The sequence below is a fragment of the Amycolatopsis sp. NPDC051903 genome (assembly GCF_044452505.1).
In the GTDB taxonomy this organism is placed as follows: Bacteria; Actinomycetota; Actinomycetes; order Mycobacteriales; family Pseudonocardiaceae; genus Amycolatopsis.
Map to the genome: position 1 here is coordinate 98,922 of NZ_JBITBT010000003.1, position 25,266 is coordinate 124,187.

The 25,266-nt window shown below is 70.8% G+C and carries 23 protein-coding genes and 1 tRNA gene; 12 read left to right on the plus strand and 12 right to left on the minus strand.

All coding sequences use genetic code 11. From position 1 onward, the window contains the following. Positions 1-6 precede the first annotated feature (6 nt). Together ACIA77_RS08100 and ACIA77_RS08105 are read left to right on the plus strand one after the other, a co-directional pair. Positions 7-1,011: an ArsA-related P-loop ATPase gene (locus ACIA77_RS08100; protein ID WP_395885076.1), complete on the plus strand. Its 1,005-nt coding sequence runs from the start codon at positions 7-9 to the stop codon at positions 1,009-1,011. Next, positions 1,011-2,150: an ArsA family ATPase gene (locus ACIA77_RS08105; RefSeq protein WP_395885077.1), complete on the plus strand. Its 1,140-nt coding sequence runs from the start codon at positions 1,011-1,013 to the stop codon at positions 2,148-2,150. The genes ACIA77_RS08100 and ACIA77_RS08105 overlap by 1 nt, the downstream gene beginning before the upstream one ends. A gap of 42 nt (positions 2,151-2,192) precedes the next feature. On the opposite strand, the gene ACIA77_RS08110 is transcribed toward ACIA77_RS08105, so the two are convergent. Beyond that, positions 2,193-2,489, minus strand: coding sequence for a WhiB family transcriptional regulator (locus ACIA77_RS08110; RefSeq protein ID WP_204092828.1), 297 nt, complete (start codon positions 2,487-2,489; stop codon positions 2,193-2,195). A gap of 361 nt (positions 2,490-2,850) precedes the next feature. Between ACIA77_RS08110 and ACIA77_RS08115 the strand changes: the two genes are divergently transcribed. The 3 genes from ACIA77_RS08115 (at position 2,851) to ACIA77_RS08125 (ending at position 6,644) form a co-directional block, all read left to right on the plus strand. Beyond that, positions 2,851-4,995, plus strand: a complete 2,145-nt coding sequence (locus ACIA77_RS08115) for a transglycosylase domain-containing protein (RefSeq protein WP_395885078.1) — start codon at positions 2,851-2,853, stop codon at positions 4,993-4,995. A 577-nt stretch (positions 4,996-5,572) separates the two neighbouring features. Then, on the plus strand, positions 5,573-6,541 hold the full coding sequence (locus ACIA77_RS08120; RefSeq protein WP_395885079.1) for a metallophosphoesterase: 969 nt from the start codon (positions 5,573-5,575) through the stop codon (positions 6,539-6,541). 29 nt (positions 6,542-6,570) lie between these two features. Then, a tRNA-Pro gene (locus ACIA77_RS08125) sits at positions 6,571-6,644 on the plus strand. Between the two features lie 445 nt (positions 6,645-7,089). Here ACIA77_RS08125 and ACIA77_RS08130 read toward each other — a convergent pair. Further along, positions 7,090-7,776 (minus strand): class I SAM-dependent methyltransferase, encoded by a 687-nt coding sequence (locus tag ACIA77_RS08130; RefSeq protein WP_395885080.1) that lies wholly within the window; start codon positions 7,774-7,776, stop codon positions 7,090-7,092. A 40-nt stretch (positions 7,777-7,816) separates the two neighbouring features. Between ACIA77_RS08130 and ACIA77_RS08135 the strand changes: the two genes are divergently transcribed. Both ACIA77_RS08135 and ACIA77_RS08140 read left to right on the plus strand, forming a co-directional pair. Next, a complete protein-coding gene (locus ACIA77_RS08135) occupies positions 7,817-9,658 on the plus strand; it encodes a prolyl oligopeptidase family serine peptidase (RefSeq protein ID WP_395885081.1) in 1,842 nt (613 codons plus the stop codon). 47 nt (positions 9,659-9,705) lie between these two features. Further along, positions 9,706-10,212, plus strand: coding sequence for a hypothetical protein (locus tag ACIA77_RS08140; RefSeq protein ID WP_395885082.1), 507 nt, complete (start codon positions 9,706-9,708; stop codon positions 10,210-10,212). 863 nt (positions 10,213-11,075) lie between these two features. On the opposite strand, the gene ACIA77_RS08145 is transcribed toward ACIA77_RS08140, so the two are convergent. Both ACIA77_RS08145 and ACIA77_RS08150 read right to left on the minus strand, forming a co-directional pair. After that, complete coding sequence (locus tag ACIA77_RS08145) at positions 11,076-11,699, minus strand: GNAT family N-acetyltransferase (RefSeq protein WP_395885083.1); 624 nt, start codon at positions 11,697-11,699, stop codon at positions 11,076-11,078. Positions 11,700-11,769: 70 nt separating this feature from the next. After that, the gene (locus ACIA77_RS08150) at positions 11,770-12,396 is read right to left on the minus strand and encodes a TIGR03085 family metal-binding protein (protein ID WP_395885084.1); all 627 of its coding nucleotides are present in this window, start codon (positions 12,394-12,396) and stop codon (positions 11,770-11,772) included. Between the two features lie 73 nt (positions 12,397-12,469). Here ACIA77_RS08150 and ACIA77_RS08155 point away from each other — a divergent pair, with 73 nt between their 5' ends. Further along, positions 12,470-13,537, plus strand: coding sequence for an NADH:flavin oxidoreductase/NADH oxidase (locus ACIA77_RS08155; protein ID WP_395885085.1), 1,068 nt, complete (start codon positions 12,470-12,472; stop codon positions 13,535-13,537). An 883-nt stretch (positions 13,538-14,420) separates the two neighbouring features. Continuing rightward, positions 14,421-15,431 carry an aldo/keto reductase gene (locus ACIA77_RS08160; protein WP_395885086.1) on the plus strand — a complete coding sequence of 337 codons (1,011 nt, stop codon included), beginning with the start codon at positions 14,421-14,423 and terminating at the stop codon, positions 15,429-15,431. Positions 15,432-15,437: 6 nt separating this feature from the next. On the opposite strand, the gene ACIA77_RS08165 is transcribed toward ACIA77_RS08160, so the two are convergent. From ACIA77_RS08165 to ACIA77_RS08175, 3 genes are all read right to left on the minus strand, one after another. Continuing rightward, entirely contained in the window at positions 15,438-15,617 is a 180-nt protein-coding gene (locus ACIA77_RS08165) for a hypothetical protein (RefSeq protein WP_395885087.1), read from the minus strand. Between the two features lie 483 nt (positions 15,618-16,100). Beyond that, a complete protein-coding gene (locus tag ACIA77_RS08170) occupies positions 16,101-17,492 on the minus strand; it encodes a glutamate decarboxylase (protein WP_395885088.1) in 1,392 nt (463 codons plus the stop codon). A 64-nt stretch (positions 17,493-17,556) separates the two neighbouring features. Then, positions 17,557-19,044, minus strand: coding sequence for a hypothetical protein (locus tag ACIA77_RS08175; RefSeq protein WP_395885089.1), 1,488 nt, complete (start codon positions 19,042-19,044; stop codon positions 17,557-17,559). A gap of 219 nt (positions 19,045-19,263) precedes the next feature. Between ACIA77_RS08175 and ACIA77_RS08180 the strand changes: the two genes are divergently transcribed. Further along, positions 19,264-19,596 (plus strand): hypothetical protein, encoded by a 333-nt coding sequence (locus ACIA77_RS08180; protein ID WP_395885090.1) that lies wholly within the window; start codon positions 19,264-19,266, stop codon positions 19,594-19,596. 24 nt (positions 19,597-19,620) lie between these two features. Here ACIA77_RS08180 and ACIA77_RS08185 read toward each other — a convergent pair whose 3' ends face one another. The 3 genes from ACIA77_RS08185 to ACIA77_RS08195 form a co-directional block, all read right to left on the minus strand. Further along, a complete protein-coding gene (locus ACIA77_RS08185; protein ID WP_395885091.1) occupies positions 19,621-20,097 on the minus strand; it encodes a Dps family protein in 477 nt (158 codons plus the stop codon). Positions 20,098-20,146: 49 nt separating this feature from the next. Then, on the minus strand, positions 20,147-20,569 hold the full coding sequence (locus ACIA77_RS08190; RefSeq protein WP_395885092.1) for an organic hydroperoxide resistance protein: 423 nt from the start codon (positions 20,567-20,569) through the stop codon (positions 20,147-20,149). A 130-nt stretch (positions 20,570-20,699) separates the two neighbouring features. Next, entirely contained in the window at positions 20,700-21,266 is a 567-nt protein-coding gene (locus ACIA77_RS08195; RefSeq protein ID WP_395885093.1) for an NADPH-dependent FMN reductase, read from the minus strand. Between the two features lie 121 nt (positions 21,267-21,387). Between ACIA77_RS08195 and ACIA77_RS08200 the strand changes: the two genes are divergently transcribed. Next, positions 21,388-22,437: an alpha/beta hydrolase gene (locus tag ACIA77_RS08200; protein WP_395885094.1), complete on the plus strand. Its 1,050-nt coding sequence runs from the start codon at positions 21,388-21,390 to the stop codon at positions 22,435-22,437. Positions 22,438-22,494: 57 nt separating this feature from the next. Here the strand turns inward: ACIA77_RS08200 and ACIA77_RS08205 are convergent, their stop codons facing one another. Continuing rightward, positions 22,495-23,019, minus strand: coding sequence for a hypothetical protein (locus tag ACIA77_RS08205; protein WP_395885095.1), 525 nt, complete (start codon positions 23,017-23,019; stop codon positions 22,495-22,497). 688 nt (positions 23,020-23,707) lie between these two features. Between ACIA77_RS08205 and ACIA77_RS08210 the strand changes: the two genes are divergently transcribed. Continuing rightward, a complete protein-coding gene (locus ACIA77_RS08210; RefSeq protein WP_395885622.1) occupies positions 23,708-24,877 on the plus strand; it encodes an MFS transporter in 1,170 nt (389 codons plus the stop codon). Here ACIA77_RS08210 and ACIA77_RS08215 read toward each other — a convergent pair. Continuing rightward, positions 24,874-25,251: a hypothetical protein gene (locus ACIA77_RS08215; RefSeq protein WP_395885096.1), complete on the minus strand. Its 378-nt coding sequence runs from the start codon at positions 25,249-25,251 to the stop codon at positions 24,874-24,876. The genes ACIA77_RS08210 and ACIA77_RS08215 overlap by 4 nt on opposite strands. Between the last annotated feature and the right edge of the window lie 15 nt (positions 25,252-25,266).

Below are 25,266 nucleotides of genomic sequence, written 5' to 3' on the forward strand. Positions count from 1 at the left end.
GACGGCGTGACCACACCCTCCGCCGGCTGGCCCGACGAGCTCACCCGGGCCCGGCTGCACTTCGTCACCGGCAAGGGCGGCACCGGCAAGACCACTCTCGCCGCGGCGCTGGGGCTGGCTCTCGCCCGCGAGGGCCACCGGGTGCTGCTGATCGAGGTCGAGGGCCGCCAGGGCATCGCCCAGCTCTTCGACACGGAGCCGCTGCCGTACGCGGAGCAGCGCATCGCGTCCGTCCCCGGCGGGGGCGAACTGCGCGCGCTGCACATCGACGTCGAGGCGGCGCTGCTCGAGTACTTCGAGATGTTCTACAACCTGGGCTTCGCCGGCCGGACGCTGCGGCGGATGGGCGCGATCGAGTTCGCGACCACGCTCGCGCCGGGCCTGCGCGACGTCCTGCTCACCGGGAAGATCAAGGAGTGCGTGGGCCGCACGGAGTCCGACGGCCGCCACACCTACGACGCGGTGGTCGTCGACTCCCCGCCCACCGGCCGCGTGGTCAAGTTCCTCGACGTCACCAAGGCGCTCACCGACCTCGCCAAGACCGGCCCGATCCGCGGCCAGGCCGACGGCGTGGTGCGGCTCCTGCACTCCGGCGAGACCGTCGTGCACCTCACGACGCTGCTGGAGGAGATGCCGGTGCGCGAGACCGTGGAGGCCGTGGCCGAGCTCGACGGCGCCGACCTGCGGCCCGGCGCGGTGATGGTCAACCGCGTGCGCCCGCCGCGGCTGCCCGCGCGGTCGGTGACCGCGGCCGCCGACGGCCGCGTCGACGCCGGCCGCGTGCGCTCCGGCCTCGCGTCGGCCGGGCTGAAGTTGCCCGACGAGACCCTCGACGCGCTCGTCGAGGAGACCGTGGAGCACGCCGTACGCGTGGCCGCCGAGCAGCGGGCGCGCGAGCAACTCGCCGAAGCCGACCTGCCGACGCTGGAGCTACCGGAGGTCACCGAGGGCGTCGACGTGGCCGCGCTCTACGACCTCGCCGAAGCGCTGCTGGCTCAGGGGGTGCGCTGATGACCACCGCCGAGAGCGCGATCGACGTCGACGCCCTGCTCGACGACCCGGCCAACCGCGTGGTCGTGTGCTGCGGCTCCGGGGGCGTCGGCAAGACGACCACCGCCGCGGCGCTCGCGTTGCGCGCCGCCGAACGCGGCCGGCAGACCGTGGTGCTCACGATCGACCCGGCGCGCCGCCTGGCGCAGGCGCTGGGCCTGCGGGAGCTGGGCAACCACCCGCGGCAGGTGCAGGTCGACGGGTTCGACCCCAAGGGCGAGCTGTGGGCGATGATGCTCGACATGCGCCGCACGTTCGACGACATGGTGCGCGTGCACGCCGGGCCCGAGCGGGCCGAGCAGCTTCTGCAGAACCCCTTCTACCAGACCATTTCCACGTCGTTCTCCGGTACGCAGGAGTACATGGCGATGGAGAAGCTGGGCCAGCTCGCCGCCACCGACGAGTGGGACCTGATCATCGTCGACACGCCGCCGAGCCGTTCGGCGCTCGACTTCCTGGACGCGCCGACGCGCCTGTCCAGCGCGCTCGACGGGCGCATGATCCGCCTGCTCACCGGACCCGCGAAGGCCGGCGGCTGGGGCCTGCGCAAGGTCGTGAGCGCCGGGTTCTCGATGTTCGCCAAGGCCGTGTCGACGATCATCGGCGGCCAGCTGCTGGCCGACGCGTCGGCGTTCATGCAGGCCTTCGACAGCATGTTCGGCGGGTTCCGCGAACGCGCGCGCAAAACGGCCGAGCTGCTGGCGTCCAGCGGCACGTCGTTCCTCGTGATCGCCGCGCCGGAGCCCGATGCGCTGCGCGAGGCGTCGTACTTCGTCGAGCGGCTGGCGAGTGAGTCGATGCCGCTGGCGGGGCTCGTCGCGAACCGGACGCACCCGGTGCTGGCGCCGCTGTCGGCTTCGGAGGCGCTCGCGGCCGCGGAGTCGTTGCACAAGGGCGACACGAGCGCGCCGCTGGCCGAGGCCGTGCTGCGGTTGCACGCCGACCGAGTGGCGCTGGCCGAACGCGAGAACCGGCTGCTTTCGCGGTTCACGAAGGCGCACCCGGAGGTGCCGCTGGTGCGGGTGCCGGCGCTGGCCGGCGACGTGCACGACCTCGAGGGCCTGCGCGACATCGGGGCGAAACTGGCGAAGAGTTCGTGAGCGCCGCGCGCCGGGTGTCCGGCGCGCGACCCTCACGTCTGATCAGCTGACGCGGGCGCTTTCCAACGCGTCGCGCTTCGCCGCTTCCAGCAGTTCGGTCCAGCTGATCACGTCCGGGCGCCGGCGCAGCAGCGCGCGACGCTCCCGTTCGGTCATCCCGCCCCAGACCCCGAAGTTGATCCGGCCGTCGAGCGCCTCGGCCAGGCACTCCGTGCGGACCGGGCACCCGAGGCACACGGCCTTCGCCCGGTTCTGCTCGGCGCCGCGCACGAAGAGCCCGTCGGGATCGGCGTCCCGGCACGAAGCGCTCACGCGCCAGCTCGACTGGTTGGTCTCCATACCCCCAGCTCCCTACCCTGGTGTTCGACACCAGCGGAGGCGAAGCTCCCGCTCCCACCCCCGCGAGCGTGTCTCCCTCTGCGTCCCACGTCGGTGACGGCACCTCCCCGGTGCCGCTGCCTCCGTTCAGCCCAGCACAGCTCCCTCTCGCGCTGGTCCGTCCGTCGGCAATTCTTCGTGAGACGTTGACGGACTGTAGGGGTCGTCGGTTCCCCTCGCCAAGCCCTAGCATGCATTCCGTTACCGGAAGTCACCTCTTGGGGTCCGTTTTGTCACCGTTGACCGACGCCGGCCGGCGCTGACCGCCACGCTCGGGTGTGAGGGTCACGGCGGCACCACCGGTCTTCAGTACCCTGGCTGCGTGCGCAAAACGGACGGTCTCTTCAAGCTCATCGGCCTCTGTCTGCTCGCGGGGGTGCTCGTCGCCGGAATCCTGTTCCCCGTGGTGGGCGCGGCCGGGGTGGCTTCGAACCAGGCGAGCGAGACGGTGGAGAAGACGTCGTCCGACCTCGCCGACATCCCGCCGCCGCTGGTCACGACCATCACCGACTCGGGTGGCAAACCGATCGCGACGCTGTACGACCAGTACCGCATCCCGGTCGCGGCGGACCAGATCAACGAGGCCATGAAGTGGGCACTGGTCTCGGTGGAGGACAAGCGCTTCTACGAGCACCACGGCGTCGACTGGCAGGGCACGCTGCGCGCCGCGGTGTCCAACAGCACCGGCGGCGACACGCAGGGCGCCTCGACGCTGACGCAGCAGTACGTCAAGAACTACTTGATCAACGTCGTCTACCGCGGCGACAAGGCCGGCCAGGAGAAGGCGCAGGAGCAGACGCTCGCGCGCAAGCTCAAGGAAGCGCGGATCGCGATCCAGCTCGAGACGAAGTTGTCGAAGCAGCAGATCCTCGCCGGGTACCTCAACGTCGTCGAGTTCTCGCGCCAGATCTTCGGCATCGGCGCGGCCGCGCACGCGTACTTCAACACCACGCCGGAAGCGCTGACCGTGCCGCAGGCGGCGCTGCTCGCCGGCCTGGTGAACAACCCGATCGGCGACGACCCGTGGAAGCACCCGGACAAGGCGACCGCGCGGCGCAACCTCGTGCTGGACCGCATGGTCGACAACCGCAAGCTCGCGAAGGCCGACGCCGAGCGCTTCAAGGCCGAACCGCTGAACGTGGTCCCCGACGCGCCCGCGAAGCCCGCCTCGAACTGCACCGGCGCCGGCCCGGAGAACGGCTTCTTCTGCCAGTACGTCGAGGATTACCTGCTGAAGGCGGGCTTCTCGAAGGACGACCTGTACACCGGCGGCTACACGATCAAGACCACGCTGGACGAAAAAGCCAACCACGAAGCCAAGGTCTCGGCCGAGACGCAGGTCAAGAAGACGCAGAAGAACGTGGCCAACACGCTTTCCCTGGTGCGGCCCGGGAAAACGCGGCACGAAGTCGTCGCGCTGGCGGCGAACCGCGACTACGGGATCGACGCGGACGAGGGCCAGACCACTTACGCGCTGCCTTCGGGCGTCTACAACACCGGCGGCGCGGGGTCGAGCTACAAGATCTTCACCACGGCGGCGGTGCTGGACCGGGGGATCGCGGGGATCTACAGCAACATCCCGGTCGGCGACGGCTACGTGTCGCACGTGTTCCCCGGTGGTGGTGACCAATGTCCGCCGACGGGCCCGCCGCTGCGGTCGCGGTGGTATTGCGTTGGAAACGCCGGACACTACGGCGCTTCCAACACGCTGCAGGGCGCGCTGGCGACTTCGCCGAACACTGCGTTCGTGGCTCTCGAAGACAGGCTGGGCAGCACCGGCCCGGGCATCGACATGGCCAGCCGGCTCGGGATGAAGAACACGATGGCCAGCGACACCGGCGGCAACCCGGTCGACCCCAAGGACCCGAAGAGCGTGTCGCAGTCGAAGGCGTACGGCCCGACTGACAAGAGCCCCGGCTTCGGCGCGTTCACGCTGGGCTTCAGCCCGACCAGTGGTCTGGAACTGGCGAACGTCGCCGCGACGCTGCTGAGCGGCGGTGTCTGGTGCCCGCCCACCCCGCTGGCGGGAATCAGCGACCGCAACGGGAAACCCGTGTCGTACAAGGAAGAAGCGTGTCAGCAGGCCGTTCCCGAGGGGCTGGCCAACTCGATGGTCGTCGGCATGAGCAAGGACGACCAGCCGGGTGGCACCTCCGCCGCGGCGGCCGCGGCCGTCGGCTGGAACCGCCCGATCCTCGGCAAGACGGGCACCACCCAGAACAACGGCTCCGCGACCTTCGTCGGCGGCACGCCCCAGATGGCCGGCGTCGCCATGGTCTTCCGCCCCGAAGGCGGCTCCGGTGGCCTCTGCTTCCGCTCCGTCGGCACCGTCACGACCTGCGGCACCGGCAACATGTTCGGCGGCAAAACCCCCGCGCAAACCTGGTTCGGCGCGATGTCGAAGATCATGGCCGGCCAGCCGATCGCCCCGTTGCCACCGGAGGATCCGAAGTACACCGGACGTTGATCCGAACGCCGGCCGGGAGCCTCGACTCCCGGCCGGCGTTTTTTGGTGGCGAGCTGCAGGAGCACGCTGGCCAGCTGCGTCACCAAGGCAGCCGCGCGCGAAGGCGCCAGCGGTCCCGCCGCGATCATGTCCTTGAGGTCCTCTACCTCGACCAGCCGCAGGTCGAGGTAGAGGTAGCCGTCGATCTCGCCGTAGGCGTGTCTGGGGATCACGTGTGGCTCGCGCAGCCGCGCCACCACCCGCGACTCCCGGCGGAACCGCGCGCGGTACCTCTCGTCGGCCATGTACGCCTCCGAAAGCCACTTCAGCGCCACCACGCGGTCGTGCGAGGTTGTCGTACGAGAGGCCCAGCAACGCCTCGATCCGGTGCTGCCCGGACTGTTCCATCGTGCTCGCCCCGGCTTGCCCACCTGTCACCGAGCCGACGCGGATGCCAACCAGCCCGTTCCCCCGAACCGGCCGCCTTCAGCCACCTGTTGAGCACGCAACCGGAGGCTCGCGCGCACGCTGCGTGATCACCGCAGCCCGGTGTCCCCGCGCCGACGCGGACCACCGTCGAACACGTATCCTCGCGGTCGTGCGCACGCTCAGTAACACCAGCACCGTCAAGAAGCTCACGGTGGGGACGCTCGCCCTCGGGACCGCGACCCTCGGTTACGCCGTGGGGGTGGAGCGGCGGCGGTTCACCCTCCGGACGGCCGAGCTCCCGGTCCTCGCGCCGGGCTCGAAGCCGTTCACGATCCTGCACGTCTCCGATCTGCACATGCTGCCCGGACACCGCGCGAAGCAGCGCTGGGTCGCGGCGCTCGACCAGCTCGAACCCGACCTGGTCGTGAACACCGGCGACAACCTGTCGCACCGCACGGCCGTGCCGTCGGTGCTGCGCGCGCTCGGCCCGCTGCTCGACCGGCCCGGCGTGTTCGTCTTCGGCAGCAACGACTACTACGCGCCCAAGCCCAAGAACCCCGCGCGCTACCTCATGCCGAAGGGCAAGAAGAAGCGCATCCACGGCACCAAGCTGCCGTGGCGCGACCTGCGCGCCGCGTTCGTCGAGCACGGCTGGACCGACCTCACGCACGTGCGCCGCACCATCGACGTCGGCGGCCGGGCCGTGTTCGCCGCCGGTCTCGACGACCCGCACCTGCACCGCGACCGCTACGGCGAGATCGCGGGCGCGGCCGACGCGAGCGCCGTGGTGCGGCTCGGCGTCACGCACTCGCCCGAGCCGCGCGTGCTCGACCCGTTCGCCACGGACGGCTACGACCTCGTCCTCGCCGGCCACACCCACGGCGGCCAGCTGCGCGTGCCCGGCTACGGCGCGCTGGTCACCAACTGCGAGCTCGACCGCACCCGCGCCCGCGGCGCCTCTCGCTGGGGCGCGCACATGTGGCTGCACGTCTCCGCGGGTCTGGGCACCTCGCCGTACGCGCCCGCGCGCTTCGCCTGCCCGCCGGAAGCCAGCCTGTTGACGCTGGTCCCGCGCGGCGTCAGCGCGGAAGACGCCGTAACGACAGCCCCGCGCAAAGCCGCCAAGACCATCCGCTAAACTTCTCCACGACCCGTTAAGCAGTACCTCGGGGTGTGGCGCAGCTTGGTAGCGTGCCTCGTTCGGGTCGAGGAGGTCGTGGGTTCAAATCCCGCCACCCCGACGAGTAAGTCCGGAGGCCCCTTGTCCGCGGAAAGCGCGGACTAGGGGCCTTCCTCGTGTGTCTTCTGGGGGTCGAACCCCCAGACCCCCGCCAGGTGGGCTTCGCCCCCTGGACCCCCGGCGCGTGGTTGCGTTGGCAACGTCGGGTATCGAAGATCAGCCGGTCGCAGCGGTCGTCGATCATCAGTGACGGTGTGTTGGTGTTGCCCGAACTCGAAGGTCAGGCGCGTGACCTGCGCGGCGGTCATGGTCGTGAGGTGCGGATCGGTGAGGTATGGGGGGAGGAAGGCCGTGAGGGCGTTTGGCGGATCGCGTTGGCGATGTTGAGGTGCGTGTATACGACGCCGAACTCGGTGCAGCCGGGGTTGTGGCGATAGCCGAAGGTCGACGGTGGCCTGGGAGCGCTGGTGGTGAGCCCCGTTTTCGGCGCCGCGGGTGCGAGCGGGCTACCGGGTGGCGGTGAGCTCCGTCCAGCACTGGAGGAAGTCGCCGGGGCCGGCGGTGCGCGTCCAGGAGTAGGCGGAGCGGGCGGCGGAGGTCAGCTGGTCGCGGTCGGGGTGCGCGGGGTCGGCCAAGGCGGTGGCCAGTGCGTTTTCGACGAAGGTGGCCAGGTCGCGGTAGGCCAGATCGGAGCGGTGGCGGGTGCGCGGGACGACGGCGGTGAAGCCGGCGTCGGAGACCTGGTCCGCGATGGCGCGGCCCGCGAACGGGTTGGCGCCGGTGCGGCGCAGGAGGAGGTAGTAACCGCGGAGGGCGGCGTCGACGTTGGCGGTCTTTGGCCGCAGCCGGGCGCGGCTCCAGTCCGAAGTGGACAGCGCGAGCCTGCCGCCGGGGCGCAGCACCCGGCGCAGCTCGGCCAGGACGGCCACGGGGTCCGCGACGCGTTCGAGGAGACCGTGCGAGAAGGCGACGGCGGCCGAGGCGTCGGGAAAGGGGAGGTCGAGCGGGGACGCTTCGAAGTAGTCCACTGTGGAACCGTCGGCTTCGAAACCCAGCGTGATGGCGCCGGGGCCACAGCCCAGGTCGACCACCCGCATGCCCGGCGCGAAGAGCGGCTGGGCGAACGCCGCCCGCTCCACCGCCGTGCGTGCCGCTCGCCTCGACTCCGCGTCCCGCGGGTTTCCCTCCACCACCCGGCACACAGTACGGCCCCGGAGGTGGCAGGATCGAGGGGTGAGCACGCAGTCAGGCAACGAATATCCGCCCGCGGTGGTCCCCGACCGCCTGTTCGCCGACGCCGACGCCGAGTCCCGCTGGCGAGCCCGCTTCCACGCGGCCCGCATCTCCGTGCCCGAATGGGCCCGCGACGCCCCCGACGCCAACGTGTACGTCTCCAACGCCAGCGGCGTTTGGGAGGTCTACGCGTGGGATCGCGCCACCGACAGTCACCGCCGCGTCACCGACCGGCCCAACGGCACCCTCCACGCCACCCCCGCCCCCGACGGCTCCGCGATCTGGTGGTTCGACGACACCGACGGCGACGAGTTCGGGTCGTGGGTGAGCCAGCCCTTCGACGGCGACAGCACCGCCGCGGTCAAGCCGTTGCCGGAAGTGCACGACGGCTACCCGGCCGGCCTCGAACTCGGCCAGCGCGTGATCGCCGTCGGCGTTTCGACCGACGACGGCAGCGAACTGTTCGCGAAGATCGGCGACGAGACCAAGCGGTTCTACAGCCACTCCGACGACGCCGGCGTCGCGTCGCTCTCGCGGGACGAGAGCCTGGTTGCCATCTCCCACTCCGAGCACGGCGACTCGCGCCACCCCGCGCTGCGCGTGCTGTCGACGGACGGCTTCGCGACCGTCGCCGACAAGTGGGACGGCGACGGCAAGGGCCTGTCGGCGCTGGAGTTCTCTCCCCTGCCGGGCGATCAGCGGCTGCTCGTCCTGCACGAGCGGCGCGGTCGCGAGGAGTTGCTGATCTGGGACGTGCGCGCGGACACCGAGACCGAGCTCAAGATCGACCTGCCCGGCGAGGTCGTGGCCGAGTGGTACCCGGACGGCCGCGCGTTGCTGGTGGTGCACTTCCACCAGGGCCGGAGTTCGCTGTACCGCTACGATCTCGACAAGAGCGAGCTGTCCTCTTTGGACACTCCGCCCGGCCGGATCGGCGGTGCGAGCGTGCGGCCCGACGGGACGATCGAGTACTCGTGGTCCAGCGCCGCAGAGCCGACGGCGGTGCGCCGGCGAGCGGCCGACGGTGCCGACGCCGTGCTGCTGGCGCCGCCGGGTGAGCAGGCGCCGGGTTCGGCGTCGGTGACCGACGCGTTCGTCGAAGGCATCGGCGGGCAGATCCACGCGCTGGTTTCGCGTCCGGTCGACGCGCCCGACGGTCCGCTGCCGACGGTGTTCTCCCTGCACGGCGGCCCGCACGCCGCCGACGAGGACCGTTTCTCCGCGTACCGCGCGACCTGGCTCGACGCCGGGTTCGCGGTGGTCGAGGTGAACTACCGCGGATCCACGGGCTACGGCTCGGCGTGGCGCGACGCGATCGAGGGCCGGCCGGGACTGACGGAGCTCGAGGACGTCGCCGCGGTGCAGGACTGGGCAGTCGAAAGTGGACTGTCCGACAAGGACAAGTGCGTCGTCAACGGCGCCTCGTGGGGCGGCTACCTGTCGCTGCTCGCGCTGGGCACGCAGCCCACGCGCTGGGCGGCGGGCGTCGCGGGCGTTCCGGTGGCCGATTACGTGGCCGCGTACGAGGACGAGATGGAGCAGCTGCGCTCCTTCGACCGCGCGCTGTTCGGCGGCGCGCCCGCCGACGTGCCGGCCGTCTACCGCGAGTGCTCGCCGATCACCTACGTGGACGCCGTCGCCGCCCCGGTCCTCATCCTGGCCGGCGACAACGACCCGCGCTGCCCGATCCGGCAGATCGAGAACTACCTCGACCGCCTGGGCTCCCGCGGCGCCCCGCACGAGTTCTACCGCTACGACGCCGGCCACGGTTCGCTCGTGATCGCCGAGACGATCAAGCAGACGTCGATCGAAGTGCACTTCGCGCTGCGCGCCATCGGCTAAATTCGCTGGCACCGCACCACCCGGGGCGCGATCCTCGGGTGGTGCTGGTGACCTTCTCCCACGACCCGCGCGGCGAGTCGTACACGCGGCTCACCCGAGTCGACGGCGTTGTCCTCGGGCTGCCCTCGGTGTCGCGCAAGTTCCGGTTACCGCACGACCTCGCGCACTTCGCCGTGGAACGCGCGCTGGACCTCCCGGGTGGCATCTTCGGCTGCATCGCCGCGGGCGCGGTGTTCTCGAACATGACCGTCCTGTCCGGCCGCCCCCGGCGCGACGCCCGCGCGCGAAGCACGTCGGTGCTCCGCGCGGCCCGTCGGTCGATCTCCCTGGCGGAATCCCTGGTCGGCGTCGCCCACTCCGCCGCGGAAACCCACCGGCGGCTATTGCTGCGCGACGTGCGCGAAGCTTGGGGCATCCTGCGCGCCGAGCCGTGCCCGTACGCGGAAGCGGACGTGCGGCGGGTGGCTTCGATTTTGGCGGAGCTGGGTGGTGAGTGGGCGTCTTCGGCCGAGCCGCTGGAGTTGCGGTGGCCGGAGCGGTTGCGGGCGGGTTAGGTGGGGGTTTGGTGGGGTTGTCCACAACTTGTGGTGGGTGTGGATAGGTCGGCTGAGCAGCAGGTTTTGTCGGTGTGGGGCGGTACACTGGATCATGGGCGGCCCCCGGGAGGGTGGGTGCTGACATCGCGCGCGGGGCACACCCGCCCAGGAGGCGATGAGGCACGAGCAGCTGGCGCCGTTTTGCCCTCGCGCAAAGGTCACATTCGCCTGGCGTCCGGCGAGGCATGAGCAGGCAGCGCTGTGCTGCCGACGCGCGAAGCGCATAGTCACCGGGCAGCCGCCGAGGAGCGCTCGCCCGATTCGCCACGCGGCAGATTGTCCGGATTCCTTCGCCGCGGGCTTGTCCGGATTCCTTTGTGCAAGGCCATTCCAGGTCTCCCCGCCGGCGGGTTGTCCAGATTCCTTCGCAGTCGACTCGTCAGGGTTCCAGCACTGTGGGCCTGTGCCGAACTCGCGGCGGGGCTGTCGAGATTCCTTCACGGCCGGCTCGTCCGGATTCCAGCGCTGCGGGCCTGTGCCCAACTCGCGGCGGGGCTGTCGAGACTCCTTCGCAGCCGCCTCGTCCGGATTCCAGCGCTGCGGGCCCGTGCCCAACTCGCGGCGGGGCTGTCGAGACTCCTTCGCAGCCGCCTCGTCCGGATTCCAGCGCTGCGGGCTTGTCCACAACTCGCGTCGGGTGTGGACAGGTCGGCTGAGCAGCGGGTTTTGTCGGTGCTCGGCGGTAAAATGGATCATGGGCAGGCCCCGGGAGGGTGGGTACTGCCACCGCGCGCGAAGGCACACCCGCGCCAGGCACCAGCCGAGGCGTGAGAAGCCGGCGCCGTTCTGCTCGTCGAGCGAAGGGCGGGCCAGGGCGTGGTTCAGGCCGCGGCGGTGCGGGCGCGCCAGTGCCGGCCGCGGCGGGGGGTGCGCCAGTGGCGGCCCCGGGTGGGGCGCGGGGGGACGCGGGAGGCGGTGAAGGCCGGGTGGTGCGCGGCGAAGCCGGCGGCGGTGAGGCCCATCAGCACGGGGAACTTGACCTCGCCGAGCAGCAGTTCGGTGTCGCGGGGGCGGCCTTCCTCGCGGAAGCCCAGTTCGCCGTGCAGGGACAACGAGGCGAAGTTGCTGCCGCTGACGCTGACTTCGCACTTGCGGTACCCGCAGCGGCCGAACATGTGCGTGAGCAGGATGGTGACGGCGTCGGCGGCGTAGCCGCAGCGGCGGTGCTGCGCGCCGACGCCGATGCCGTAGCTGAAGGTGCCCGTGGTGGGGTCCGCCGAGACCCAGATGGAGCCGACGAGCGTGCGGTTGTGCAGCGCCTCGATGGCGAAGTGGAGATCGGCGCCGCGGCGGTGGCGGGCCCAGTGGCGGTAGCCGCCCGGGTTGTCCGCGTCGCGGTCGAAGCCGGTGAGGGTGCGCCGGTCCGACGGGCGGACCTCCCGCAGCCGCACCTTCCAGCCGGTCCCGTTGACCCAGCCGGGAGCACGGCGCGCGTTGATGAGCATCGGGACGGATCGTACTGACGCCGTGATCAGCCCGATCCGGACGGGTGCTCACGAACTCCAGACCACCGGGTCAGAGGCCGCGGCTCATGGCCTTCAAGCGGTCGACCGCGGAGGGGTCACCGTCGAACGAGACGTGGACGGCGTCGCGGCCGAAGGCGAACAGCAGCAAATCCACAGGATCGCCCGTGATCGTGACGACGGGGGTGCCGGACTTCACCTGCGCGGTGCGGCCGTCGGTGTGCTTGAGGACGACGCCGACGGGCGCCTTGCGCAGGTTGAGCTTCGCGGACTGGCGCACGAGGCGCCACGCGGCTTCGTCACGGGCGGGGTCCGCGGGGCGCGGCTGCCAGTCCGGCTGGGCGCGGCGGACGTCCTCGTGGTGGACGAGGAACTCGGCGCCGTTGGTGAGCTCGTTCAGCGGGCCGATGGCCGTCGGCCACCAGGGCGACGGGCCGCGGCGGACCTGGTCCACCAGCACCGGCCACGGTTTGGCGGCGTAGCGGTCCTGCACGCGCTGCGTGTACCCGGCGAGCGCGGGCACCATGATGCCCGGCGCGGCGTCGAACCGGTGTTCGCGCACGACGAGGTGCGCCGCGAGATCGCGGGCGGTCCAGCCCTCGCACAGCGTCGGCGCTTCGGGGCCGACCTCTTCGAACAGCGCGCTCAGCGCCTGGCGCTCGTCTGCCGCAAGACCCATGTCACTGACATTACTCGTGAGTATCGCCACCGCACCGGGACGAGACCACCACCACTGGGTGTTACATCGAATCGTGAGCCGACTCTTCACCCCGATCTCGTTGCGAGGCGTCACGCTGCCCAACCGCGTGTGGGTCTCGCCGATGTGCCAGTACTCCGCCACCGACGGGCTGCCGAACGACTGGCACCTCGTCCACCTGGGCCAGTTCGCCACCGGCGGCGCCGGGCTGATCCTCACCGAGGCCAACGCCGTCACGCCCGAAGGCCGCATCAGCCCGCAGGACGCGGGAATCTGGAACGACGACCAGGTCGCCGCCTGGCGCCGGATCACCGAGTTCGTGCACGCGCGCGGCACGGTGATCGGCACGCAGCTCGCGCACGCCGGGCGCAAGGCGTCGACGCACCGGCCGTGGGAGGGCACCGGCACCGTGCCCGCCGACCAGGGCGGCTGGCAGAGCGTGGGCGCCGACGACCAGCCGTTCGGCGACTACGCCCCGGCGCGCCCGCTGAGCACCGACGAGGTCGCCCGCATCCCCGCCGACTTCGCCGCCGGCGCCCGCCGCGCCCTCGCCGCCGGGTTCGACCTGGTCGAGCTGCACCTCGCGCACGGCTACCTGGGCCACCAGTTCCTGTCCCCGCTGTCGAACTCCCGCACCGACCGCTACGGCGGCGACTTCGAGGGCCGCACGCGGCTCGCGCTGGAGATCACGGATGCCGTCCGCGAGGAGATCGGCCCCGACGTGCCGCTGCTCGCCCGCATCTCAGCCAGCGACTGGGCCGACGGCGGCTGGTCCGTCGAGGACTCCGTGCACCTGGTGAAACTGCTCGCCGACCGCGGCACCGACCTCGTCGACGTCTCCTCCGGCGGCAACGTGCCCCACCCCAAGATCCCCATCGGCCCGGGGTACCAGGTGCCGTTCGCCGAGCGGATCCGCCGCGAGACCGCCGTGCCCGTCGGCGCGGTCGGCATGATCACCGAACCGGAGCAGGCGGAGCAGATCGTCGCCACCGGCGCGGCCGACGCGGTGTTCCTCGCCCGCGCCCTCCTGCGCGACCCCCACTGGCCCCAGCGCGCCGCCCACACCCTGGGCGGCGAGGTCACCTGGCCGGACCAGTACCTGCGGGCGAAGCCCCGCCGCTGACCCGCGGCCGCCACCTCGTCGGCCGGGCTGCCCGCAGCGCAGCCCGGCCTGGCTTTCCGGGCCGACGCCGCGGGTGCGCTCGCCCCGACCCCCGGCGGGCCCGGTCCGGACAACCAGCTATGCACGAGCTTCGGGGCCGACACGTCGACTCCGCCGACGTGGCCCATGCCCGCGATGCACGCTGTGCTCCGAAACCCGGCCCGGCCACGGTTCTCCGAAGCCGGTGCGGGTGGCGGAAAGCCGCCGACGTCGCGGCTGACCGAACCGACGGATACGGCGGGTCGGGACGCCCGGCCCGCCATCGCCGGCTCGAAGCCCATGGCACGGTGCACCCTCGACCCCGCAAGCCCGGTCCGGACAATCGTCTCCGCCCGTACGAAGCCGGTATGGGTGGCGGAAAGCCGCCGACGTCGCGGCTGACCGAACCGACGGATACGGCGGGTCGGGACACCCAGCCCGCCGCCGGCTCGAAGCCCATGGCACGGTGCACCCCTCGACCCCGCACGCCCGGTCCGGACAATCGTCTCCGCCCGTGCGAAGCCGGTGCGGGTGGCGGAAAGCCGTCGGAGTCTTGGAGATCCCGCGGGTGGGGTGCCGTCGCGAGCGCCGCGATACCGCCGCCCGGACCATCGGAATCCCTGGGTGATCGAGCGATGATCGGTCGTGGCGACGGACCCGCGAGGGCGATTTGCCGTCGGGGGGCTGAGTAGTGCCCCACGCGCTCGGCCGAGAATCGACAGTTTGTCACTCGCTACCACGGGGTTCTCTGGTGCTTCTGGCCGAAACGGACGAAACCTGACAGGGGCACACATGCCCCACGCCTCCGAATTCCGGACCGAGACGTGTTGCGTTAGAGCGCACTCCAGCTCCTAGGTTCGGCAGCATGCGATACATCAAACTCGGAACGACCGGACTGGAAGTCTCCGCCATCACCCTCGGCTGCATGAGCTTCGGCGAGCCGGACCGGGGCGGCGAGCCCTGGTCGCTGGGCGCGGACGCCAGCCGGGACATCATCAAGCAGGCCCTCGAGGGCGGCGTCAACTTCCTCGACACGGCCAATGGGTACAGCGCCGGAAGCAGCGAGGAGATCGTCGGCCAGGCGGTCAAGGACTTCACCCGGCGCGAGGAGGTCGTCCTCTCCACCAAGGTCTGGATGCGGATGCGCCCCGGCCCGAACGGCGCCGGGCTGTCCCGCAAGGCGATCTTCGCCGAGCTCGACGCTTCCCTGAAGCGACTGGGGACCGACTACATCGACCTGTACCAGATCCACCGCTGGGACTACGACACCCCGATCGAGGAAACCCTCGAGGCGCTGCACGACGCGGTCAAGTCCGGCAAGGTCCGCTACCTCGGAGCCTCTTCCATGCACGCCTGGCAGTTCGCCAAGGCCCTGTACCTGGCTGACCTGAACGGCTGGACCCGGTTCGTGTCGATGCAGGACCACTACAACCTCATCCACCGAGAAGCAGAGCGGGAGATGCTCCCGCTCTGCACCGACCAGGGCATCGGCGTGATCCCGTGGAGCCCGCTGGCGCGGGGCAGGCTGACGCGGACCCGGGACACCGCCACGGCGCGGGCCGAGACCGACGAGGGCGGCAAGATCCTCTACCGCGACGGGGACCAGGCAGTGGCCGAGCGCGTCCACGAGATCGCGGGCAAGCGGGGTCTGTCCCCGGCCCAGGTCGCCCTGGCCTGGGTCATGCGCAACCCGGCGGTGACCTCGCCCATCGTCGGGGTCACCAAGCCGGCCCAGCTGGCCGACGCCCTCGCCGCGGTCGATGTCGAACTCGACGAAGACGAGGCCGCCTACTTGGCGGAGCCCTACCAGCCGCACGAGGCCGCCTACCTGGAGGAGTCCTTCTACAAGCCGCACCCTGTGGCGGGCTCCCGGTAGTCCGGGCTACCGCCGGGCCTTCGACGAGTCCTTGGCCTCGGCCTTCACAGCCCTGCGGTCGGCCCGGCGGTGCTTGCGGGCGGTCGCGCGCAACTGCATGATCCGCGCACTGCCCGACAGCCCGGTGAGGTAGGACGCCCGCCACCGCGGCCGGCAGCAGGGCCAGCGGAACGTGCCCGTGGGCACCGGAGTAGCTGACGTCCACCGACTGAGATTGGTCAATGGGTAAGAGATTTCGCGGGTAGCGGCTTCAACTTCACCCTGTCCCGCACGGAACGTCGAGCGGTCGTCATCAACGCACTGCTCGCGTTGATGACCGCGATCATCGTGATCCGACGCCTCGTCCGCGAAGCCTGGACCAGCCAACGCTGGGACACCCGGCCCGGCGACCATGACGCCTTGTCCTCTACCCGCGGAATCTCTTGGTTACCGAAATCGACGCAGGCGGCCGGGTTCCTGCCGGCCGCAACGCAGTCCGTGGGCTGGCGAAGTCGGGCCGAATCGGGAGGCGCGCCCATCCAACGCCTGCCCCTCGGCCCCAAAGATCGGCCAACAGATCCGCGCACGCGAACGCGCCGGCAGACCGAAGCCGCCGGATCGCAAGCGCGGGGCTGGAGTCGGACGAGGCGCCGCATCGCGGAGTCCGGCCCGTGTGCGGCGAAGCCAGGGTCAGTGGTGGAAGGCGGTCGAGGTCGAGGCTTCGTGTTGGGGGGCGGGTTGGCGTTCCAGTTCGGGGAGGGTGCGCCGGAGGTCGTCGAGCAGGAGGTCGGCCAGGTCGTGGGTGAAGCCGTTGCGGATGACGACCCGGAGCACCGCCAGGTCCGTCCGGTTGTCCGGGAAGGTGTAGGCCGGGACGAGCCAGCCGCGTTCGCGGAGTCGGCGGGAGACGTCGAAGACGTCGTAGGCGGTGATGTCGGGCTTCGTCGTGAAGGCGAAGACCGGCAGCTGGTCGCCGCGCGTGAGCAGCTGGAACGGGCCCAGCTCGGCGATCGCGTCGGACAGGTGCAGGGCCACGTCGCGCGAGGCCTGCTGCACGGCGCGGAAGCCTTCCCGGCCGAGGCGCACGAACGTGTAGTACTGCGCGGCCACTTCGGCGCCCGGGCGCGAGAAGTTCAGCGCGAACGTCGGCATGTCGCCGCCGAGGTAGTTGACGTTGAACACCAGCTCCGAGGGCAGCGCCGCGCGGTTGCGCCACACGACCCAGCCCACGCCGGGGTACACCAAGCCGTACTTGTGCCCGGACGTGTTGATCGACGCGACCCGCGGCAGCCGGAAGTCCCACACCACGTCCTCGTCGAGGAACGGCGCGATCATCGCGCCCGACGCGCCGTCGACGTGCACGGGGATGTCCCACCCGGTGCGCGACTGCAGCTCGTCGAGCGCCGCGGCGATCTCGGCCACCGGCTCGTAGCTGCCGTCGAAAGTGGACCCGAGGATCGCGACGACGCCGATGGTGTTCTCGTCGCACCGCTTCACCGCCTCTTCGGCGGAGAGGTGGTAGCGGTCGCCGTCCATCGGCACCAGGCGCGGTTCGACTTCCCAGTACTCGCAGAACTTTTCCCAGCACACCTGCACGTTCACGCCCATCACCAGGTTCGGCTTCCCGGTGCGGCCGAGCTTCGACCAGCGTCGCTTGAGCGCCATGCCGGCGAGCATGCAGGCCTCGGACGAACCGGTGGTCGAGCAGCCCATGATGTCCGTGGGGTCGGGCGCGTGCCACAGGTCCGCGAGGATGTTCACGCAGCGGCGCTCCAGCTCCGCCGTCTGCGGGTACTCGTCCTTGTCGATCATGTTCTTGTCGACGCACTCGGCCATCAGGTCACGCGCCTGCGGTTCCATCCACGTGGTGACGAACGTGGCCAGGTTGAGCCGCGCGTTGCCGTCGAGCATCAGCTCGTCGCGCACGAGCTGCAACGCCGCATCGGGCGGCAGCGAAGTGTCGCGCAGCCGCACGTGCGGCATCACGAAATCCGCCGCCACCGCCGGATCCGCCCCGGCGTACATGGGATTCGTGCCCGATTGCCGCTTTGACGCGTCCTGTGTCCCCTGATGCAGCACCATGTCTGCGACCGTACTGCCGCGCCCCCGCCCGCGACAGCGCATGCCACCCGCCCGGTGGGCCCCTCTATTTCAGCGGCGTCACCTCCAGGACCTGAGCTTCGGGACCGCACCGGAAGACGAGACCCTCTTCCGTCCGCTCGAGCGCGTTCTCATCGAGATCCGCTCCGTCGAGGCAGGCGCGCCACCGGCCGGGCACGCGGCCGATCGTCACCGTGCCCTCGCCCGGGACGTCCGGGGTGCGGCGCAGCCGGGTGCGCAGCACGCCGTCGACGACCTCGGCCTGGCTCACCTCGACGTCGCGGTCGACGACCGTGAGCGCCGGTTCCTCGAAGTGACTCGCCGGCCACGGGTCGTTGTAGAGACCCCACAAACCGTCCGGGGTGTTGAGCCGCGCGTAGCCGAGCAAAACGTTGCCGCTCATGGGTTCGATGTCGGTGCGGTTGCCGTCGGCGTCGGCGGGGACGTCGTTGCGCGGGTAGAAGAGGCCGCCGTCCCGCCAAGTCGGGTTCATGAAGCGGTCGGCGTGGGCGAGCAGGCTGTCGAGCGTGTCGGTGTCGCCCATTTCGGACGCCCACACCGAAACCCAGCCGAAGTCGCACGTGTCGGTGATGACGGGCTGGCCCATCACCTGGCGCGTGGGCGCCGAGCGGACGGACCGCGTGCCGTCCGGGCCGGCCACGAGGAACTTGCGCACCTGCTCCGGGTAGCCCGCGTGGACGAAGTCGCGGTTCCACATGTTCATCAGCGCGCCGCACCACGCGTCCACCCACGGCGACGGCGCTTCGTTCGGCCGCACGCGTTTCGAATCGGACAGGATCATCATGTTGTAGTGGCCCGTTTCGTCGAGCCGGCCGAAGTCGGCCCACGCGCGTTCGTACCCGGCCACCACCTCCTCGGCGCGGTTGCCGCCGGTGATCAGGTCGTGGAGGCGGAAGCCGAGGATGGCGGGCTGGTTGCAGATCTGGAACACGCAGTTGGGTTCACACGCGACACCCAGGTAGCCGTTTTCCACCATCTGCCAGTAGATGTGCTCGTTGAGCGACTCGCGGTCGTACTCGAAGCGCTTCTCCTCACCGCCCCAGAAGTACGACCAGTGCTGGAACGTCAGCGAACCCGGCCGGCTGAATTCGTCGGTGGCGAACAGGTAGTCGTGCAGCAGCGCCATGGACTGGACGTACGCGCTGTACATGATGTTGTCGCGCACGACGGGATCCCACTCCTCGTGGAGCTCCGCCAGGTGCGCGTTGAACACCGCGCCGCCGCGGCTGACGTCGCGCCAGTACAGCCACACCTCGGGCATCAGGATCTTGTCGATGAGCCGCCGCAGGATCGGCCGGAACAGCCCGGGCGCGGCGGGCAGCCGGTGCCGGTGCGTGAGGGCCAGCGCGTAGGCCATGTACGCGAGCTGGAAGCGGTAACCGCCGAAGTCGTCCTGGCCGGTTCCCTTGCCCTGCATGAGGGACCAGTCGTTGCGGAACTGGCGCGAGAGGTTGTCGAAGTGCCTCAGGTGGCCGAGCTGGAGCCGGTCCATCGGCGGGCGGAGTGCTGCCATGCGTTCAAGTGAACACGGAAGCGGTGCGAAAAGCCCGTGCTCGGTGGTGCGAACGGTCCCCTCGTGCGGAAAACGCACGAACGGGCCAGTCGTGCAGGGGCGCGAAGCGACGCGCGTGCTGCGAAGCGCACAACGGAAAACCCCGAGCCCGCCGAGAACCAGGGCAGCCGCCCGAAAACACCGCGCGGTCCACGGCCCGCATCCGTGGCAATCCGCCTGATGACCGAAACCGATCCACCAGACAACCGCTACCGGGAACCGGCCCGAGGCGCGGACCCGGAGCTGGCCGCGGCCGTCCTCGCCGCGACCCGCCGCGGCGATGCGAACGAGCTCGAGGAGGTCGCCACCACGGCGGTCGCCGCCGGCACCGACCGCGACGACGTGCTGCGCACCTGTTACGCAGCCCTCGCCGAGCTCGAAGTCGAAACTGGCGAGGCGGACGAAGATCCGGCCGGCGAGCGGGTGCTGGAGATCATGGACCGGCTGACCGGGTGGTGCGCCCCGCAGGCCCGCATCCGACCGGAAACGAACGGGCCGCCCACCCGGAGGTGAGCGGCCCGGCCGAAGCGGAACGCGTCAGGCTTGCTGCGCCTGCCACATCCAGTGCGCCTCTTCCAGCGCCCGCGTGATCTCGATCAGCAGGTCCTGCGTGACGAGGTCGCTCTTGTCGGTCTCGTCGATGCGCTTGCGGAGGCGCTCGATGAGCGACGCGAGGATGTCGACGATGGCGGCGACCGTGGCTTCCACCGACTGCCAGTTGTCGGGGTACTCCGGGGCGCCCGAGGACTCCACCACGGTCTTCGCCTTGCCGTTCGGGGAGACGCCGATCGCGTTGGCGCGCTCGGCGACCTCGTCGACGTATTGGCGGGCCGTGGCGGTGAGCTCGTCGAGCTGCAGGTGGGCGCTGCGGAAGTTCTTGCCCACGACGTTCCAGTGCGCCTGCTTCGCGATCAGCGACAGGTCCACGAGATCGACGAGCGTCGCCTGGAGGGCGTTGCCCGTGATCTCCTTGTCGGCCTCGCTCAGCGGGCTCTTGATGGGTGAGTTGGCCATCTCGAGGTGTCCTTCCTGTGCGTGGTGAGCGGAACCAGGCGGGTTCGGGTCAGACCGCGGCCGAGAGCGTGACCTCGATGTTGCCTCGGGTCGCGTTGGAGTAGGGGCACACCTGATGAGCCTGTTCGACCAGCTGGTCGGCCTGCGCCTGGTCCAGGCCGGGCAGCGTCACGTGCAGCGCGACGCCGAGCTGGAAGCCCACTTCCTGCTTGTAGAGGCTCACGTCGGCCGTCACGGTCGACTCCGGCAGAGTCACCTTCGCCCCGCGGGCGACGGCCTGCAGCGCGCTGTGGAAGCACGCGGAGTAGCCGGCGGCGAACAGCTGCTCGGGGTTGGTCTTGTCGCCGCCAGGGCCCCCCATCTCCTTGGGAATCGCCAGCGATTCGTCGATGACCCCGTCGGACGAGGTCACTTCGCCGTTGCGGCCCTCGCCGCGTGAGGTCGCGGTCGCGGTGTAGATCGGATCAGCCATTCCTCTGCCTACCTCCTGTCGGGACGCCTGGCTCAGCGTCTCATCGATAACAACGTTCCACATCAGCGGAACCTTGCCACCGCATGGCAGGCATCACGGCCGGTATACCCGGCGAACAGCCGATGAAACCTCAGCGCGAAAGGGTGAACTCGGCCACCTGGCGGCCGATCAGGCGCAACGTGCGCACGCTCTTCTCGTCGGACGCGCCGCCGGCTTCGTCGAACTTCGTCTCGGCGGAGTTGATCGAACCACCCAGCGGAGTGGCCCAGCCGCGCAGCGCGTGCGTGATCGTGCGCAGCTGGTCGAGCGTGGTGACGGCGGCCTGCCACCCGTAGGCGACGGCGGCGAGGCCGACCGCGCGGCCGTCGAGGTAGGGGCGGGTGTCCTCGCGCAGGTCTTCGACGTAGTCCAGGGCGTTCTTGACCAGCCCGGACAGGGCCCCGTGGTAACCGGGCGAGACGACGATCAGCCCGTCGGCGCGGCGGATGCTCTCGATCAGCCGCTTCGCGCGGTCGTCGCGCTCGCGGGCCGCCGTGTCGTAGAACGGCAGGACCAGCTCCGGTCCGGGGATCAGCTCGGTGCTGACCCCGAGCTCGGCCGCGGCGGCGAGTGCGATCTTCAGGGCCCGCTCGGACTGCGACCCCTCGCGGAGCGATCCGCCGATCCCGAGCACCCTGACCGTCTTGGCTGAAGTCACGCATTCGAGGCTAGCCCCTCCACTTAACTGGAGGACCAGGATTTGGGACGGAGTCCTCGCTCACATCTGGACCCACTACCTACTCACGGGTAACGTCGGGGCCCTCAGCCGAGGAGGAACGATGGCGATCCCGCTCCAGGTCCGCGCGCAGGCCGCCGCCGCGCAGCTCGTGTTCTGGCTGCCCCGGCCGGTCCGGCGGCTCATCGCCGGCCCGCCCCTGCGCCGCGACGGCCAGGAGCTCGCCCTCGACGCCCAGCTGCTCCTGCGGTTGCAGCAGCTCACGGGCACCGCGCTCGTCGGCGACACCGTCGAGGGTTCGCGCCTCGGGCTCGAGCTGGGCCGGCACCTGGTCAGCGGCAAGTCGATCGAGCCGGTGTCGGTGCGCGACGTCGTGATCCCCTCCGGCGACGCGTCGCTCGACGCCACGCTCTACACGCCGGCCGGACTGCCCGAGCCGTCCGGGCTGCTCGTGTTCTTCCACGGCGGCGGGTGGGTCGTCGGCTCCCGCGCGACGCACGACAACGCCGCGCGCTACCTCGCGAAGCACGCCGGCGTGCGCGTGCTTTCGGTGGAGTACCGGATGGCGCCGGAACACCCGTTCCCGACGCCGGTCGACGACGCGCTCGCCGCGTTCGACTACGCCCACGCCAAGGCCGCCGAACTCGGCGCGGACCCGGACCGCATCGCCGTCGGCGGCGACAGCGCGGGCGGCAACCTCTCCGCCGTCGTCGCACTGGAGACGACGCGGCGCGGCGGCGCGAAACCGGCGTTCCAGCTGCTGATCTACCCCGCCGTCGACTTCACGGTCCGGCGGCGCTCGCGGGAGATCTTCGGCGAGAAGCTGTTCCTCACCGACGCGTCGATGAACTGGTTCGAAGGCCACTACGTGCCCGCGGGCACCGACAAGGCCGACCCGCGCCTGTCGCCGCTCGTCGCGACCGACCACAGTGGACTCCCGCCGGCGTTCATCATGACCGCGGGCTTCGACCCGCTGCGCGACGAAGGCGAGGCCTACGCGCAGAAGCTTCGCGAGGCGGGTGTTGCCGTGGCGGTGAGCCGCCAGCCGGACCTCATCCACGGGTTCCTGAACTTCACCGGCGTGGGCAGCCGGTTCCGCGAGGCCGTGGCCGAACTGGCCGGGGCGTTGCGGCTCGGACTGGCGCGGAAATGACCGAGGCCTGGTGCGGCGAACCGCACCAGGCCTCGGATCCCCCCTGTTCCGGGTGTGTTACGCCCCCGGGGCAGGCAGTGGCGGCACCGGCAGTGGCGGTACCGGCACGGCGCCCAGCAGGCCGCCGAGGATGCCGGTCACCGCGCCCAGCAGGGCCTTGAGCAGGTCGCTCACGATCTTCAGCGGACCGGGCAGGTCCGGGATGGGCGGCAGCGGCAGCGGCGGCAGCTGGCGCGGCGTGGCGGTCGGGTCGGCGAGCAGCCGGCTGGACTCGTCCGCCCGGGTCTTGGCCGCACCCGAGAGCTGCTGCGTCTCCGACTGGATCTGGTAGCGCTTGCCCGCGGCGAGGTCTCCGAGCACCGGGCTGAGCTTGCCCAGATCGGCGCGCGTCACGTTGACGTTGCCCGCGTAGGCGGCCTTGGTCAGGTCGTCCCGCATCTGGAGCACCTGCGCACCCACGGCTTCGGTTGCCGACGAGCCCTTGCCACCCGCCGGGCTCGCCGAGGCCATCCCCGAGGTGCCGACGGCCAGCAGACTGCCGGCGGCTACCAAGGCGATGATCCGCCCAATCTTGCCTTTCATTCCTTACCTCCTGGCCTCTGGGGACCTGACGCGTTAAATCGATACCCGCCGTGTCGACCCAGCACCAGCCGATCACCGGATAGGGACGTTTTCTAACCCTTACGTGCCGAATCCGTCCGAGGTGAACATGCCCGCAATTGATTAACGTGGGCGGCTTGCCCATCCCCCTGAAGATCATCCTGATCGATCGTGAACCAGACTCGGAGTAGCAGTACTCCACGAATGGCCACGTCGCTCACCCACACGGGCGTAGTTCGTGATCGTTTACCCTCATCACTCCGTCGGACCGCGTGTCGCCACTGCTCCGGACGGGGTGTCCCCCACGCACGCACCGCCACAGGTGGAGTAGTCCCCGGGAACCCCGTTTTCCGCCCCGACCTGGGCGTGAAAGAGCGCCGAAATAGGAAACCCGGGCTCGCGCTCGAATGCGCACCGCACCGCAGGCCGGCCGAACGCGGAAAAGGTTCGTGAACGCCTTTCGGAATCGAGGAGAACCAGGACCGGAAACCGTCTTCGAGATGGACGAACGCGCCCGCGAAACCCACCCGTGGACGAGGCCGGCCCCGGCGGGTGTCACCGACGTCGCCCCAAAAGAAGTTGCACGCGCGTACCAGGATTTGCTCTCATCGGGTACGTGCCTTTCGAGCCGTACCGCCAGGTGCTGACCCTGCCCCGAGTCCGACCGTCCATGGCGCTGATGTTCTTCGCGCGCGTGCCGATGACGATGACCGGCGTCACGCTCACCCTGTACGTGGTCGCCGACCTCGGCCACGGCTACGGCGCCGCGGGGATCGTCGGCGCCGCCACCACGCTGGGCATGGCGCTGGGCGCGCCGCTGCTCGGCCGGACGATCGACCGCTACGGCCTGCGCCCGGTGGTCGCCGTGTGCGGGACCGCGTCCACGGCGTTCTGGGTGACCGCGCCGCACCTGTCCTACCCCGTGCTGGTGGCGTGCGCGCTGCCGGCCGGGTTCCTGTCCGTGCCCGCGGGTTCGCTGGCGCGCCAGATCCTGGCCGCGCTCGTGCCCGCCGAGCACCGGCGCGCGGCGTTCTCCCTCGACACGATCCTCGTCGAGGCGTCGTTCATGATCGGCCCGGCGGCCGGCATCGCGGCGCTCACCTCGCTGTCGGCGACGCCGACGCTCACCGGCATCGGCCTGCTGTTCGGGAGCACGGCGCTGCTGACCTTCCTGTTCAACCCGCCGATCCGCAACGAGGACGAGCTCGCACCCGTCGGGTCCGTGCGGCCGCCGCTGCGGTCGTGGCTCACCGGCAGGCTGCTCGCGACGCTGCTGGTGGCCGCGAGCGCGCTGTTCTGCCTGGTCGGCACGGAGGTCGCGACGCTCGCGGCGCTGCGCGCCCACGGCGACGTCGGCTGGACGGGCCTGGTCATCGCGGTGATGTGCGCGGCGTCGATGCTCGGCGGGATCGTGCACGGCGCCGTGAAGCGGTCGTTGCCGCAGGGGGTGCTGATGCTGCTGCTGGCGGCGCTCGTGCTGCCCGTCGGCCTCGCGGTCCAGCCGTGGTGGCTGCTGATGCTCCTGCTGATCCCGACGAACCTGCTGTGCGCGCCGACCCTGGCGGCCACCACGGAGACGGTGAGCACGCTCGCGCCGCCCGCCGTGCGCGGGGAGGCGATGGGCCTGCAGGACGCGTCGGCGCGCCTCGGGCTGGCCGTGGGCAGCCCCGTGGTCGGCTTCGTGATCGACCACTCGGCTCCGGCCTGGGGCTTCGCCGCCGCCGGGGCCGGTGGTCTGGTCCTCGCGAGCCTCGGGCTGCTCTGGACGCTGCGGCGCCGGACCGGCGTGGCGGGGTCCACGCAGCCCTCGCTGGCCGCCGCCGTACGGGCGCGGCGCTAGCTGCAGGCCTTGCGCAGCGCGTCGAGCTTCGCGACGTTGCGCTTGGCCCACGCGGCGACCACGCCGGCGTCCTGGATGTGCTCCTTCTGGACCTCGACGTAGGAGTCGGCCATGCCGAGCAGGGCGTTCTTCACGTCCTGCTCCTGCACGTCGGCCGCCAGCGCGCGCAGCCGCTGTTCCTTGTCCTGCGCACGCGCCTTCAGCTTGTCCGGGTCGACCAGCGGATTGAGGTCCGCCAGGCCCAGCGCTTGCGTGCACGCGCTGACCTTGTCGGCCGTCGAGTTCGCCGTGTCCACGGCCGAGTTGACCTGGTCGCACCCGGCCAGCAGCACTCCGGCGGCCGCCAGCGCGGCCACCGCTCCCCACCTCGTCATGGCGCCAGGGTAGCG